13 protein-coding genes are annotated in these 14606 nt (G+C 60.9%); 5 read left to right on the top strand and 8 right to left on the bottom strand.

Features of this window, described 5'->3' with window-relative positions; genetic code table 11:
- From AC07NV_RS14495 to AC07NV_RS14475, 5 genes are all read right to left on the bottom strand, one after another.
- Positions 1-1194, bottom strand: coding sequence for a DUF932 domain-containing protein (locus tag AC07NV_RS14495; RefSeq protein ID WP_495167279.1), 1194 nt, complete (start codon positions 1192-1194; stop codon positions 1-3).
- Between the two features lie 207 nt (positions 1195-1401).
- Positions 1402-2205, bottom strand: a complete 804-nt coding sequence (locus AC07NV_RS14490) for a hypothetical protein (RefSeq protein ID WP_495167067.1) — start codon at positions 2203-2205, stop codon at positions 1402-1404.
- Positions 2206-2625: 420 nt separating this feature from the next.
- The gene (locus tag AC07NV_RS14485; protein WP_495167066.1) at positions 2626-3825 is read right to left on the bottom strand and encodes a CDP-glycerol glycerophosphotransferase family protein; all 1200 of its coding nucleotides are present in this window, start codon (positions 3823-3825) and stop codon (positions 2626-2628) included.
- 133 nt (positions 3826-3958) lie between these two features.
- On the bottom strand, positions 3959-4615 hold the full coding sequence (locus AC07NV_RS14480; protein ID WP_495167065.1) for a sulfotransferase family 2 domain-containing protein: 657 nt from the start codon (positions 4613-4615) through the stop codon (positions 3959-3961).
- Positions 4616-5297: 682 nt separating this feature from the next.
- Positions 5298-6581, bottom strand: coding sequence for a HAMP domain-containing sensor histidine kinase (locus tag AC07NV_RS14475; RefSeq protein WP_495167278.1), 1284 nt, complete (start codon positions 6579-6581; stop codon positions 5298-5300).
- Positions 6582-7017: 436 nt separating this feature from the next.
- Here AC07NV_RS14475 and AC07NV_RS14470 point away from each other — a divergent pair, with 436 nt between their 5' ends.
- The 4 genes from AC07NV_RS14470 to AC07NV_RS14455 all read left to right on the top strand — a co-directional run bounded on the left by AC07NV_RS14470 (position 7018) and on the right by AC07NV_RS14455 (position 8779).
- A complete protein-coding gene (locus AC07NV_RS14470) occupies positions 7018-7290 on the top strand; it encodes a hypothetical protein (RefSeq protein ID WP_495167064.1) in 273 nt (90 codons plus the stop codon).
- Positions 7291-7387: 97 nt separating this feature from the next.
- The gene (locus AC07NV_RS14465; protein ID WP_495167063.1) at positions 7388-7612 is read left to right on the top strand and encodes a hypothetical protein; all 225 of its coding nucleotides are present in this window, start codon (positions 7388-7390) and stop codon (positions 7610-7612) included.
- Positions 7613-7695: 83 nt separating this feature from the next.
- Positions 7696-8427, top strand: a complete 732-nt coding sequence (locus tag AC07NV_RS14460) for a response regulator (protein ID WP_495167062.1) — start codon at positions 7696-7698, stop codon at positions 8425-8427.
- Between the two features lie 103 nt (positions 8428-8530).
- Positions 8531-8779, top strand: a complete 249-nt coding sequence (locus tag AC07NV_RS14455) for a hypothetical protein (RefSeq protein ID WP_495167061.1) — start codon at positions 8531-8533, stop codon at positions 8777-8779.
- Between the two features lie 121 nt (positions 8780-8900).
- Here AC07NV_RS14455 and AC07NV_RS14450 read toward each other — a convergent pair whose 3' ends face one another.
- Positions 8901-10316, bottom strand: a complete 1416-nt coding sequence (locus AC07NV_RS14450; protein WP_495167060.1) for an aldehyde dehydrogenase family protein — start codon at positions 10314-10316, stop codon at positions 8901-8903.
- Positions 10317-10408: 92 nt separating this feature from the next.
- On the opposite strand from AC07NV_RS14450, the gene AC07NV_RS14445 reads away from it, so the two are divergent.
- Positions 10409-11323, top strand: a complete 915-nt coding sequence (locus tag AC07NV_RS14445) for a LysR family transcriptional regulator (RefSeq protein WP_495167059.1) — start codon at positions 10409-10411, stop codon at positions 11321-11323.
- 1139 nt (positions 11324-12462) lie between these two features.
- On the opposite strand, the gene AC07NV_RS14440 is transcribed toward AC07NV_RS14445, so the two are convergent.
- Together AC07NV_RS14440 and AC07NV_RS14435 are read right to left on the bottom strand one after the other, a co-directional pair.
- Positions 12463-13119 (bottom strand): RNA polymerase sigma factor, encoded by a 657-nt coding sequence (locus tag AC07NV_RS14440; protein ID WP_495167058.1) that lies wholly within the window; start codon positions 13117-13119, stop codon positions 12463-12465.
- A 504-nt stretch (positions 13120-13623) separates the two neighbouring features.
- Positions 13624-14604: a hypothetical protein gene (locus tag AC07NV_RS14435; protein ID WP_495167057.1), complete on the bottom strand. Its 981-nt coding sequence runs from the start codon at positions 14602-14604 to the stop codon at positions 13624-13626.
- Between the last annotated feature and the right edge of the window lie 2 nt (positions 14605-14606).

Genomic DNA, 14606 nt, shown 5'->3' with positions numbered 1-14606 from the left:
TCAATGGACCGACGCCAGCAGGCGTGCCCCCTTCGCTTCCAAATCGAGGCGTGCATCCTGATGCGGTCGCTCGCGGGCGAGCGCGGTGATCCCTTGCACGAAGTCGAAAATCGAAGATGGGGGATGTCCCTCCTCCTTCAGCACGCTCCGGATGATCCGGTCGCTTTCGCCCTTCGAGAAGCCGCGCCCACGCAGGAATGTCTGCCGATCGTCATCCGTCCGGGCGACGATAGCGGCGCGCGACGCCTTGATTCCGTTCACGAAGGATCCGGGCGATGAGGCGGCGAAGCGTTCCAGCGCGGGCGATGCTTCCTGCGCGAACCGTCCGGCAGCGAACTTGCTGTGACGGATGCTGATTTCCTCGAAGGCCTCGGCGCCCCAGATGTTGCGGTTCATGCAGACGGCGCGCAAATAGAAGGTCGCCATCCCGAGCGACTTCGAGCCAACCTCGCTGTTCCAGCAGTAGAAGCCGCGGAAGAAGAGGTCCGGGTCGCCATTCGGCAGCCGTCCCGCCTCAATCGGATTCGCATCGTCGACGAGAAAGAGGAAGACATCGCGGTCGCTCGCATAGAGCGTGGTGCTGTCCTTGGTGACTTCGACGAAGGGATTGTGTCGCATCGTCGACCAGTCGAGCATGCCCGGGACCTTCCAGCGCGTGTCCCCCGTTCCATTCCCCGCGATCTTCATCACGGCCGACACCAGCTCGTGGTCCCAGATGCGCCCATAGTCGGGACCGGTGACTGCGCGCAGTTCGGCGCGTCCGTCACCGGACTCGAGGGTTTTGACCAGTTCGCCCCGATGCGACAGCAGGCCATGCTGCATATTGATCCCCGCCAGGGCCGCAGGCAGCTGGCGCAGATAGCCGGAAGGCGCCCCCACGAGGCCGCAAAGCTGGCCGAACGACCAGTGGGTCGGTGCAACCGGCTCGGCGCCGTCAGGAAGCAAAAAGGCAAGCCGCGCCGGATTGTCGCTCGCCGCCACAACGCGAATTGCACGGGTGTCGGCCATATGGGTTGTCGCAACCTCGGCGCGGGCACGAACGGCCTCGAAGAGCGCGTTCAGCGAAAGATAGCGCTCATCATCGGGGCGCGAGAACCACTCCGAGGAAATGCGGCCGATACGCCGGCCGCGGGAAATATCCACTTTGTAGCCCCGGGAGGGGCAAGCGGTCACCGCTTGAACAGGATGGGTCATGGCTAGTCTCCGCGACGAGCGCCTGGAGCCTCTCTCCAAGCCTCTGCCCGTCACGGGTTTCCCGAAGCTCTCTCACTCTGACTCAAGGCGGATCGGTTCACCACGTCACATTTGCGACGCAGGTGATGGAGAAATGTGTTCCCGAGCGGACATGGCCCCTATTTGTCCCCGGATGGATTCGGGCCAGGGAGTCAATAGGGCCTGCACCTAACGCCGCCCGGTGCCGTAATCGATCCTGATCCTGACCCAAGCGCCCACCATCGGCCGTCCTCCGATCCGCGGAGGCCGAACCTTGAACTGCCACGCTGCGGCGAGCACGGCGCGATTGATCTGCGATCCGTTCGGATACTCGTCGAGCCCGACGCAATCCTCGACACGATAATCCGGCGCTGTGCGGCAAGCGATCAATCCCCAACCGGGGCCGCTGGCAGTGGACAAATAGCCGCGCAGCTCGGCGTCGCTCGGCTCGCGATACCAGGCTGCCGCATAAAGCGGCTCGCCATTCGGAGCCGTGCCCACGCGCTCCGAATCGCGGGAGGTGGAACCGCCAATATTCGGTGGGCCATAGACCTGCCCGCCAGGCGGACGAACGCCGATCCGGGGAGGCGTCGGCGATGGTGGCCACTGGCTGGGTGTCGGTATCGTCGGCGCGGCTTTCGGTGCAACGGCTTGCGGGGGCAGCGGTGCGGCGGGTTCCGACGGCTGCGGGTCCTGGGTCGCTGGCTGCGGTCTTACGGGCTCCTCGTCGGCCTGCTCGCGCTTCGCACCGCTCGGTTTGGGTGCTTCCTCCGAAATCTCCGCGACTTCGAGGCGCACCACGCTCACGCGCTCCGCCCGGTGGTCAGGCGGCGCTTCCGAGCCAAAGATGAGCAGCATGAACAGCAGCAACGCCGTGATCAGAAGGGCCAGGCTTATGGCAAGCGTCCGCCGCCCCGCCCCGATGGCGATGTAGGACGTGCCTGGAACAGGGCCCGGCAGACGTAATTTTTGGTGGCGGCGTCCGTTGGTCAAGATAGCCAGAGATGCACGCGCGATGGATTATGACGCGCCAGAATTTTGCCAAATGCAAGCGCTGTCCGATGAGCGGCATAGCCGCCGGTGGCCCGTGTTTCGTTTCGACTGGCGGCGTGGACGCAAGCCCATGCGGCGGACATTGTAAAAGGAAAGCGCGGCCACGGCAGCCGCCCCAGCGACAGGGGCCCAAGCCCCGCCGTAGGCGCCGAACCGATCGAGCAATGCCGGGAGAAGGAAAGCATAGATGGCAGCGCCGCAGGCCCGTCCGGCCAGCGCTGCTCCCCCCCGCCCCGCCGCCAGGAGCGCCGGCTCAAAAGCAAAGGCGGCAAGATCGATGGCGACCGCAATCACCAGAATCGTCAGGAGCATAGCCTTTGGCCATGACCCAATTGGCCTGACCGGAAACGTCAACCCCTTTCATCGGCGGTGGAGATATTCGAGAATGGCTTCCGCCGCGCGGTAGGAAGAAGGTGCCGCGTTGAGATGGATAGTCTCGGCGAACATAGTTTCCTGCACATCACGCCAATAGTGCGGGCTGGCGAGCGCCCGCTGTAGCGCCCGATCGAGGCCAGCAATGTCGTGGACCACGGGGCCGGCATGCCATTGCAGGAAATTCGGGTTGCGCTGCCAGTCGTGACGATGGGGGTTGAGGAAAATGCACGGGCGCGGCCGGACCAGGAATTCGTAGACCTGGCTGCTGGCGTCCCCGATATAGATGTCGGCGAGCCGGGTGTAGCTCATGTCGACGCTGGCCGGGCTGCCTTTGTCAATATGAACTCCGGGCTGTCGATGCAGCCCGGTCGGAACGTCGCCCACGCGAGCGAAGGAAAAAGGCCTCAGCGAAATTTTGAAGCGTTTTGCGAACAGCATGACATGCGGCGCGAACAGCAGATTTATCCGTTCGTCGGCTGCCAGATATTCGAGAACCTCGCGCCCCATCCGATACCATGACGATAGCGCGAGCGAGGGGTGCGGATTATAGAGAACGGTGGGCCTGTCATTGCCGAAGGGACATATTGGCGGCTCCGTCTTCGGGATGTCGAACTTCGGATAACCGACGATCGCAAAGCCGCCGGGCTTGAGCAGCCCTTTTTCCTGAAGACGATCACGAATCTTCGGCCCGGGAATCAGAACGAAATCGAAGTTTCCATTCGCCCTTTCGAACTCGACGGCTCGGTCGCCCGCGCCATGGCGCGCATGGATCAGCTTCAGGTTGCTAAGTCCGAAACGGGTCTTCAGCAGCAACGAGGTCTTTTCAGACACGACCAGCGCATCAAGTTTGCGAAATCGATCGAGGTTCCGGGCTAGGATCGATACACGCTCGGCTGGCAGGGCGCCGCCCGAAAGTTTTTCGATAATCCGGGCGGGTTGATGCGGCGCTTTCAGGATGGTTACCGTGATGTTGGTAGCTGGAACCAAAAATCGGGGGATCTCATTCGCCACGGCATCGCCAGCGGTGAAAACCTCAATGCGAGCATCGCGGGCAAGTTGCGCCAGCGCGTTGGCGATGGGCAGAATATGTGCGGCGTGATGCACCGCGCTATGATCAAGCAAGAAGCCGAGGTGCATCACGTCGTCTCGCATCGGCATTCGACGACCGTCCAATCGCGTGGCCATGCCATGGCAAGGGACTGCCTTAGTGGGCCGACCGGGCCTGCGGTGTCAGCCCGTCTGGAGGTGGGTAGGTCGGATGCATGGTCGAAGGAAAACTCGATGGAATTGCGGCCGGGATCGACGTTCGAGATCGCGGTCATGCGCGAACCTGCCCCGCGCAAGCGTCCTGCTGGATAAGCCGAGCAATCAACCTGTAGTCGGCGGCATAATGCGCGCAGATGATGTCCCGTGCCCGGTCGCTTACCTCGACCAGCGCGCCGCTTGACGCACCGATCGGTCGACGGAAGGGGTCGGCCGCCTCAACGCCGACGATATCAACCATCGCAGGATATAGCCGTTCAAGCGGGATGGCGTGTGTGTATATGAGTCGCTTGAGGTGCGCTGCTTGGGGAATGCAGTGCGGGTCCGGATTCCTAGCCGCAAATTCCGCAAACAGTTCGAAAGAAGCGCCCTTTCCCTTGGCGTATTTCTCGAACCTCCTTACGATATCAGTGCAATGCCTCTCATCCAGTATTTTGCTTCTGTATAGGCTGATCAATCGAGATTCTGGATCCCTCCACACGAATATGGTGGCATCATATTGCTCAAAAATCCCACACCTGAAAGAATATTTCAACTCAGACAATTTCTCATTTTCTCCAGCCCCCATCGCGTATTTGAATGAACTGCATCCGTTATTTCTAATATATGCATATCTTATATTCTTTCCTCCAATGGTAATCGACAGATGAGTACGCCCTATCGAGAATGATTTTCTATTGTCAAATATTTGATAATTAGACAAACTTCCCACATTCGATCTCATTTTCGAAATTCACTGGATTAATTCGATCTGCAACTCAATCGCTCGGATCGATATTTGCACTCGACTATTAAACGGATGAAAAGCCAAAACCCTTCGCGCCCGTCGCAGGAAATTTGCGCATCAGTGCTGGGAAATGCGGCCGGCCGCGGCTCCAAGGTGGGAACAAAGGCGGAGGAGCCTCATTGGCCGCGCTCAGGCGAACAATCTCGCCTCACTGCCGCACATCAACTGCAACTCATCGCCGTGCGCGACGGGTGCCTGAAGGCCACCTGTCCGTAAATCGCCATTTTCGGGCCCGCCCCCGTCCCCCCGAGAGCCGCCCCAATTCCTGGGTTGCCGAATATTCGCCGTCGGAGGGGCGCGGTCGGATCACAGATCATCCGCCGAGATCCGAGCATAGGAGATTGACCGCTCTGTTCGCTCCAATCGCATGGCGCCTGCCGCCTTGTTCACTGGCGGCGGCTTTGGTTTTTCAGCAGAAGGAAATGCGAGCTACTCGCGCTTCCGCTGGGGCTCGGGCAACGTCGGCAGCCACCATGCCGATGCAATCGGAGCGGCGCGATCGTCCTGTTCGCGTGCCTGGCGGCAAGGAGGCGCAGGGTAACGCGCCCTACCTTGCGCGCATTGCTTCTAAGCGGTCCGGAGTGCCGAGCAAAAACATCTACCAGGATTATCGGACACGCGCTTCCAGAGGAAGCGAGACCAAGGCGATGAGGCCGCCCTGATCCCGGTTTCGCAAAGTCACGTCGCCGCCATGCGCGCGCGCGACTGCGCGCGCGCTAGCCAGCCCCAAACCAGCTCCTCCTGTCAGCCTGCTTCTCGATGCTTCGAGCCGATAAAATGGTGCAAAGACACGTTCCAGTTCGAGCGCGGGTATGCCAGGTCCATTATCGACAATATGAATTTCGGCGTCGTCGTTGACCCGGGCCAAGCTTACCCTGGCGCCGCCGCCATAGTTGACCGCATTTTCGAGCAGATTCGACAAGAGCGCGCGCAGACCTGCCACGTCTGCCTCGATTACAATGTCCTCGCCGTCCTCGACTTCAACATCTTTGCCCTGATCGACCAACCCCGACGCGACGCTGTCGATCAGGCTTCTCAACCTCAAGCGTTGACGGCGCCCGGATTGATTGGCGCCGCGAATGAATGCGAGGATACCGCTGATCCGCTCCTTCATCTCCCGGATTTCTGCTTCGGCCGCGCGGCGCGTTCCCGCAGGAGCATCATCGAGCAAAATGCTGAGACGCATCAACGGCGTTCGCAGGTCGTGAGCGATCGCGGCAATCATCGTTGTCCGGTCCTCCACATAGCGCTGGAGTCGCTCCTGCATGGCGTTGAAGGCCTGTGCGGCGGCAACAATTTCGGGTGGCCCACGCAATTCAAGTTGCGGTGCCCCGGGATCGCGTCCCAGCCGCTCGGCGGCGTTGGCAAAAAAATGCACGGGCGCAGCAACATAGCGAGCCATGATCCATGCGATCGGCGCAACGAGAAGGATCATTGCACCCAACCAAAGCAGGGCTTGCCATTGCCATTGCTCGATGAAGTTGGATGTCGGCGAAATAACGCGCCATTGTCCGTCGGGCAGTTGGATCGCGGCCTCGAATCCTCCGACAAGAAGTTCGGGATGACGCGGCATCACATCGAACCGGCGGGAATTTTGATTGCCCATCCTGAAGGCGATTTCACGAAGCGGCGGTCGGGAAATCGACATTCGGCATCGCTCGACCGGCTGGCCGAGGCGCTTGCACAAAAGAGCTCGAAAATCGCGGTCTCGTCGATCCTCACCGTCGAGCGATGGAGGCTCTCCCGATCGCACGCGAAGCGTTTGCGTGGACTGTCCAGTCGATAACTGATCGGCTACATCTTCCACGAGGAAAACGGACGGGGTTGGCAATCGAGCGGCAAGAACGACCGCGAAATTCAGAATCTGGGCGCCAAGCACAAGCAAAAGCATCACCGAGAAGATTCGTACAAACAGGGGGAGTCTTCGCCGCTGACCGCCAACGTCCATTGCGATCCCTCTCTTCCTACGATCTGTCGTCGAGCGTCTATGCATGCCGAAATTCATGTCTCGCGTCAGCGCCTTCCGATTCAAACCTTGCCCGCGCCAGGATCGATGCGGGGTGAAGCCGGTTCTGCACGTCCGACATTTCCCCAGTGCGTCTGGATCTTAGGTGTCTCAGACATATTGGAGACATATCCATATCCGATCTTCTCCCGACAGGGGCAGTTTCCTGGCGACGTTCCGAAGATCGTTTCCAGCTGCAGGTCGAAATCTCACGATGGAATCCCTCCCCCTCAATGCCGTAAGCGATGCTCATCCTTCGTCCGTCCCCATAGCGCCGGAACCCCCTCTGCGGTCTCTGACACTGCTGGAAAGGCAGGTCGTCTTGCTGGCGCAGCGCGATGCCGATCTCGCATCGCCTGCACGGGGAAAATGGGATTGCTTCTTGCGTATGATCGTTCGGACCAAGGGGCCCAATCCACTGGCAGGACCAAGGCTGGAAGCTCTGCGCCAGTTCAGCATGGCCCTCCACAAACAAGACGAGCTGCGTGTTGCGAACGAAAAAGAAAACCTCTTCGCTGCGGGCTACGGAGCTTGTCATATCGATGAAATCACAGAGATGCTGGATGGCAGCAAGCCGCCGCACCGAAACGGGTGATTGGCACGGCAACTTTGGGGAAACGGCCGCGCTGGGTCGCATGCGTGCACGGTGTTCATGACGGAAAATATCAGTGATGGGGCTTTGGAGAATAGTCGTGCAGGATTTCCCCATTTCCATGTGGTCGCCGATGGAGCGACAATATATTCATACAAGCGTCGGCGCGTATGCCGAAAGCAGCGATGTTTCCCATCTCGAAGCCTTCATGCGTGCGGGCATGGCAGCACTGCGCCTTTTGGCACCGCCCGATTGCACCACACAGAAAAGCTGGATCGAGTATTGCGTGGAGCCTAAACGTATCGCCGATGAACAAGTTAGCTGAATTTCTCTGGCTTGATCGGTCGGAGCGATTTCGTTCCGACGCCATTTGACGATATAAACAGGCAAGATCGCATATGGAGCGTTATGACCGAATATCCTTCCGCGACCGATATGATTGGGTCCTTGCTACTCGTCGATGACGATCCGGTCATTCGGGAGCGGCTTGGCCAGAACATGAGAGCCCGGGGCTATCAAGTTCTCACGGCCGGCGACGCGATAGAGATGGACAGAATTCTTGCGGCGCACCCCGTCGATGTTGTCATACTCGATATCATGATGCCTGGCGAAGACGGGTTATCGGTATGCCGCCGGCTCGCGGCCAATGGCGCACCACCGGTCATCCTGCTGAGTGCGCTTGGGGACGAGGATGACCGGATACTCGGGCTCGAGATTGGTGCCGAACATTATCTGTCGAAACCATGCAGCCCGCGCGAAATTCTGGCCCATGTGCGAACTTTGCTGCGTCGGCGCTCGCCTGTGGAACAGCCCCGAAAAACGCTGTTCTTTCGCGGCTGGCGCATCGATCTCGATGCAAATGAACTTTTCGATCAGGACGGAACGCTCATTGACTTGACGGGAGGCGAGTTTGCGCTCCTGCGGGTTTTCGTCGAACGCCCGCGCAGGGTCTTGAGCAGGGACCTCCTTCTGCAGGCTGCACGGGGACCGGAAACCGAATCCTTCGATCGAGCGATCGACATTCAGATCAGCCGGTTGCGACGCAAGTTGAACGCGCCCGGGGACAGCCTCATCCGCACGGTCCGGAACGAGGGCTACATGCTGGTTTCGACCGTCAGCGCGACAATGCGCCCGCGCTAAGGAGCCTCCGTCCAACCGCTTCGTGGAGAAGCCTTACCGACTCTGAAACATCCGAGACACACTCGGACATTTGGCGGCTGCGCTTCGATTGCAGCATGCGCCGATGACATATGAAAAATCAGGCCGCCGGCCGAGAAAAGCCCAGCCATTGTGCGACGTTGGCCGCCATCAGGTAAGATCTGTCGGCGCGCAGAACGGTGCGGAAGTGACGCGGGCGCGCTGCAAATATTGCGGCTGCGATCTTCTCCGATCTCCCATCGGCAAAGGCTGGATCTATTCGGGTATTTTACCATATCCCGGTTCGGTGGCCGCGCTCGATCATGATCTGCGTCCGGCCAAAGCCGAAGCATAGGCATCGCCGGGCAAAGTCTATGGACCAGCATGCTCACGTCCAGGGACGGCTCGCGCCCCCGAATTGGAGCGGACCGCCCCGGAAAGGGTGGAACAGCAATCCGGGGCAGAGGTTTGTCACGTCACCCCATAACCGCCTTGGGTTCGAGATAGGCGTCGAGACCGAAGGCCCCATTTTCGCGCCCGATGCCCGAATGCTTGAATCCGCCGAATGGCGACGACATTTCCACCGGTGCGTCATTGATGACGACCCGTCCGGCGACGATCCGGTCGGCAACGCCGCGGGCACGCACCTCGTCGCGTCCGGCAACATAGGCGTGAAGGCCATAATCGGTGTCATTGGCGATCGCGACGGCCTCTTCGTCGCCTTCATAAGGGATGATCGTCAGGACCGGCCCGAAAATCTCGTCGCGCGCTATTGCCATGTCATTGCGGACATTGGTGAAGATCGTCGGCCTCACGAACCAACCATCCAATGTTCCTTCGGGCCTTCCCTCGCCGCCGACCAACAGCGCCGCGCCTTCTTCCAGTCCTTTGCGAATATAGGATTGCACACGTTCCCATTGGCGCTGGCTGACCATGGGCCCGATCATTGTTGCCGGATCGCGCGGGTCGCCCGAGCGTATCAAAGCAACTGCCGCCTTGATCGCCGCCTCGAACTCGGCGAGCCGATGTGCCGGCACCAATATCCGCGTACCCGCGATGCAGGCCTGCCCGCTATTCATGAAGCCAGCTTGCAGCACGAAGGGCATGGCGGCAGCGAAATCGGCATCGTCGAGGATAACCATGGGCGATTTTCCGCCAAGTTCGAGCGTGAAGCGCTTGAAGGTCTCCGCGCTGGCGCGAAGGATCGCGCGGCCCGTGCCCGTCGAGCCGGTGAAGCTGATCTTGGCGACGTCGGGATGCCGGCACAATTCGGCACCGACCACATCACCGCGCCCGTTGACGATATTGAATATGCCCGCAGGCAGTCCCGCAGCGTGGAGCGCCTCGGCGACGATCTGGGTCTGCAAAGCGCTCATCTCGCTGGGCTTGATCACACACGTCGAGCCGGATGCGATCACCATGGCGAGCTTGCCGGTAATGAAACTCGCATTCGCGTTCCATGGCGTGATGAGCCCGACAACGCCGTGCGGCTCCATCGTGACGCGGGCGGTGCCGACCTGGCGTGTGAGTTCATAGTCCGCCAGCGTCCGGGCCGCGAGGCGCAATACTTCCGCTGCATATCCGGCCATCCAGCTAGCAAAGGGCAGCGGCGCGCCGAATTCCTCGACGACCGCCTCGACCAGATCCGCGTTCCGCGCTTCAAGTGCGCGGGCCAGCCCTTCGAGCATCGCCATCCGTTCGTCTTTTGTTGTCCGCGACATCGTGGGGAAGGCGCGCTTCGCTGCCAATATCGCAGCTTGCGTGTCCAGTTCGTCCCCCAGGCGGACTCGCCCGATGGCGCGCGCAGTCGCCGGATTGTAGAGGTCGAACGTCTCTTCGCCATGCGGAATGACGAACGCGCCGTCGATGTAGATCTGGTCGATGGTCTTCATGATGCAATCTCCTTGATCCGATCAATTTAGACATCTGCAATTCGGTGAATAAGTAGGATAGATCGACATGAGCTGATGCAGGAATTGAGATAATGCGAACCGGATTCACCGAATATGACGCGATCCTCGCGGTTGCCCGGCTCGGCAGCTTCCGCGCGGCCGCGATCGAGATTGGCATGTCGCCGTCGGCGCTCAGCCATTCCGTTGCGGCGTTGGAAGCCCGACTTGGCGTACGGCTTTTCAACCGAACGACCCGCAGTGTCTCCGCTACCGACGCCGGCGAGCGGTTCATCGCGCGTGTCGCCCCTGCCCTGAAGGAAATCGGCAACGCGATTGAGGATATCAACGACCAGAGGCAGACCCCGACCGGTACGCTACGGATCAATATGTCGATCGGCGCGGCGCGAATGTTGCTGACGCCCCTCTTTCTCGAATATCTCGATCGCAACCCCGACATGAATCTGGTGCTGGCAACCGAAGGAAAGCTGGTCGACGTCGTGGAGCAGGGCTTCGATGCGGGAATCCGCCTCGCCGAGTCCGTCCCGCAGGATATGATCGCCGTTCCGATCGGCGGATCGCAGCGCATGATCGTCGTCGGTACGCCGGGCTATTTCGCGGGTCGCGACCAGCCGAAAGTGCCGGCTGACCTGCTGAGTCATCTTTGCATACGGGCGCGTCTTGCGACTGGAGCGATCTGGCGCTGGGAGTTCGAGAAACGCGGCGAAGCCGTCGAGGTCGATGTGCCCGGATCACTGGTTCTCGACGAGACAAGCCTGATGGTCGAGGCCGCGCTTGCGGGAATCGGGCTCGTCTATCTGAACGAATGGGTGGTGCAGGATGATATCGTAGAAGGACGGCTGATCCCTGTGCTGGAGGACTGGAGTCCCCGCTATCCTGGCCTATGCCTCTATTATCCGGGCCGGCGCCACGTCCCTGCCGGGCTCCGCGCGCTGATCGAACTGATCCGCGAGAAAAATCGTACCGCGACCCGAGCAGGCGGTGGATGAACGTCGATGCGGGCAGCGCGGCAACAAGATGCGAAAACGGGAACTCCAAGCAACGCGGCGCGAGCCGGGTCCGATCGACAGCACCCAATGAACGCTGGTCGATGGGCTTCATTTTCGGAACAGTTGTTCGACGGGCGCAAGATCCGCTTGCTGCTGATCATACGCAGCTTCAGCCCGATTTCGCAGAGGGTCGGTGGAGCAATTGCGGCGGCGACGTCGCAAGAGGAAAGAACAACAGGCGGCCCATCCGCCAAATCAACACCAGAACGGCCGGACACTGCCCCTCACGCTCCAATAGGTACGCGGCCAAACGCTCGAACCACAACACTCACGCAAGCGAAGCGGCTTCGTTCAACGTCTCGGACCAGGACCTCGCGGTGTAGATGACCCAGGCCGCCCACCCGACGAGGGGTCTGGCGAACCGCCGCGCGATCCACGACCTCCATCGCCCGCTTCGCCGGAAACCGGGGACGGGCCGTAGGCCGATCCCGCAATGCCGAGTCCGGAGGGCGCCGGCGGTCCATAGAGGGGGGCGGAGATGATATTGCCTTGCGGAATGATCTGCGGACCCGTTTGCGCCAATCTCTCGTCGACGGGCGCAGGCTTTACGGGAGGCGCCGGGCTTTGGGTCGCCTTCTCTTCCGGCGCTTGCTCGACCGGAATCGCGGGCACGGGAAGAAGCATCACCGATCGGGAAACTTGCGCCGCCTTTTTAGGCCGCTGCGCGGGTTTGACGTCGCCCGGGGCGTCATCGACCGGCTCGGCGTCGGCCAGTATGGCAGGAGGCTGGTGCCCGGTTGAAGGAGGTGGAACAGGAGTTGCATCGCGCGCGAGTGCGGGTCGATCATCCTGCGAGTTGCCCGTGCCAAGCAACACGCCGACAGACAGGAGCGCCGCTGCAGCGACCGATGCGGCGACATAAGCGCGCCAACGCGGCGAAAGAAGGCGCCCAGGCTCATCGATGGTTGGCGTAACAATCGTGCGTGGCGCGGTGACGGGGGCGGGCTCCGCGGTTCCTATTTGTGGCAGAGCCGTAGCGCGTGCGGCGATGCGCGCCGCCAATCCATCGGGAATCGGCGGATCGGAAAGACGCGACAGCGCGAGCGCCGCAAGTTCATCCTTGCGACTCTCGGTCGCGCTCATGCCAGCAACTCCAGATCCTCGGCCGCCACGCCCATTCGCTCCAACTGTTCTCGCAGACTCCGCCGTGCCCTGAACAGCAGCGATTCCATTGCCTTCACATTCAGGCCGAGCATCTCCGCGGCAAGCAGGTTCGACAAACCTTCCAGATAGCATAGCACAAGCGCAGCGCGATGCCGATGCGGTAAAGCGCCCAACGCCTGCTCTATCATATGCTCGAGCCGTCGTATCGCAAGTTGCCGTTCGGGACCAGGTGAATGGTCCTCAATGTCGGGCACGTCACTGTCCGTGACAACCCGAAAGCGCCGCAAGCGATCGAGGCAAAGATTGACGGTAACCCGCTGGAGCCAGGTCAGCAGTCCACCGCCACGCTGTTCCCACAGCGGCGCATTTTGCCATAGTCGGGTGAAGCAGTCCTGCACCGCGTCCTCGGCTTCCTGTCCATCGCACATCAGGCGAAAGGCAACACGATAAAGGCGCGCACTATGGCGCTCGACCAGCTTGCCGAAGGCGTCGACATCGCCGCGCGCGGCGAGGGCCATCAGCACATCATCGGGATCGGCCGCAGGCTGCGAAAGCTCCGCGTGAAGGTCTGTTCCGCCCAAGGCTGGTACAGGTTCGGTCGGGGACAAGGACTGCTGAAACGACACCGGCATCCCGCCATTTTCTAAGGATGTGAGGCCATCGGGCTATGGCGCGCGCAATGAACGGCAGATGTATCCGTATGAAAAACAGGCGCCGCGCGAAGGGTTCTGCCGCGACGTCCGTTTGTCGATTGATGAGAAATTATCACCTGCGTCCTTACGGGACATTGGCTGGCCGCCCATGTGGCGCACGCACCGTCTCGAGGTGCGCCCCGTCCGCGCCTGCCAGCAAGAATAGTTCCTATGACGCCCGCACCGACACTTTTCGGGCGAGCGCCGGAAAGACACGTCCGTGTCCCCCCGGGTGACGCGTCTTTCCTGGACCGGGCGGCGGCGCTACCGCCGCCCGGTCCACCCATTTTTCTCGCGCCAAGGATCACTTGATGAAGAAATTGTTGCCGGCACTGCCCTGCTTCTCGTGATGCTGGCCGCAGCCGGGCAGGGCCCGCCGTCAGGGCCGCGGGGGACGACCGGGACGTGCCCCTCACCACAAGGCGAGTAGCATCCACGCCCTCCTCACAAAATTATCCTTCTAAAACGGCCTGAATCCGCGAGCATGGCCAATATTTTCTCACCGAAAAAGCGACCCAGACCTTCACAGGCGATAGAAGTGAAATGGCAAGATGTGCCGGCGACGACGATTTGTCCGCCTGCATCGACCAATGATCGAATTCTCCGGCTATGTGCCTCAAGTATCTCAGGAAATATTCTCGCGCCAACAAGCTTGGGCATACACGCCGCGGTGCCGTCGCTCCAGCGGTCGTGTGGAAAGATGACCTTCAGCAGGGCAAACGCTTCGTCGCGCCCGCTCTCGATCAGGAATAGCTGCTCTTTGCGCCCGAGCTCCTGAAAGAAGGCGCGCGCGATTGCGGCAGCACCGAAATCGCCGATGAACAGCAGTGGCCCCCCGAATGTTCTATCGATCTGTGACCTGAGGATGCGCAAATTGACCGTCATCTCCAAAAGCAGGCTTCGGCTTGCCTCGTCCGTGAGCGCGGGCGTCGCTTCGCTTCCCGCAAAGACGAGAAGATCGAGTGTCCCCGCTTCTGCCGGAGACGCTATGGGCAAGCGTGTTACCCCCTTGCGCCTGTGCAAAGTACCAGACCGAACCGGCCACCCACCCGGAAGTAGGCTCACGGCGCCATGCCAGGGCCCGGGGTGAATATCCGAGAGGGAACCGAACGAGATTCCGGTGTGTTGCGACGGCTTGCAGAGCTCGATCAAGTCACCGGGCCGCCAATCCGACCGCTCGCCGTCTGCCCGCTCCAGTCGCACGAGACATCCGATGGCCGATTTCCGCGCCGGCGATAACAATCGTCGTTCGACGACATTCCAGCCTGCTCCGTCGTCAAACAGCGGCCTTGGCGCCATGATCGGTTGGCGAGTGGGAACTGCCAGAATATTCATCATGTTTCCATTTCGGTGCGTGCGCATGGCGACAGGATTTCCGATTTCCGTCCGCTCGTGTGCATCGGCGCTGGGGTCATTTTCGGTCACCG

This window comes from Sphingopyxis sp. GW821-FHT10B01, from assembly GCF_059415685.1.
Note: the sequence above shows the minus strand (reverse complement) of the source record. Positions and strands in the feature narration are given on the sequence as shown.

What these genes read in the sequence shown, in the direction of transcription:
- AC07NV_RS14475 (WP_495167278.1), bottom strand. Translation starts at nt 6,581, where the DNA reads ATGCTTTTGCTTGTGCTTGGCGCCCAGATTCTGAATTTCGCGGTCGTT.
- AC07NV_RS14495 (WP_495167279.1), bottom strand. Translation starts at nt 1,194, where the DNA reads ATGACCCATCCTGTTCAAGCGGTGACCGCTTGCCCCTCCCGGGGCTAC.
- AC07NV_RS14440 (WP_495167058.1), bottom strand. Translation starts at nt 13,119, where the DNA reads ATGCCGGTGTCGTTTCAGCAGTCCTTGTCCCCGACCGAACCTGTACCA.
- AC07NV_RS14445 (WP_495167059.1), top strand. Translation starts at nt 10,409, where the DNA reads ATGCGAACCGGATTCACCGAATATGACGCGATCCTCGCGGTTGCCCGG.
- AC07NV_RS14485 (WP_495167066.1), bottom strand. Translation starts at nt 3,825, where the DNA reads ATGGCCACGCGATTGGACGGTCGTCGAATGCCGATGCGAGACGACGTG.
- AC07NV_RS14450 (WP_495167060.1), bottom strand. Translation starts at nt 10,316, where the DNA reads ATGAAGACCATCGACCAGATCTACATCGACGGCGCGTTCGTCATTCCG.
- AC07NV_RS14460 (WP_495167062.1), top strand. Translation starts at nt 7,696, where the DNA reads ATGACCGAATATCCTTCCGCGACCGATATGATTGGGTCCTTGCTACTC.
- AC07NV_RS14455 (WP_495167061.1), top strand. Translation starts at nt 8,531, where the DNA reads ATGACATATGAAAAATCAGGCCGCCGGCCGAGAAAAGCCCAGCCATTG.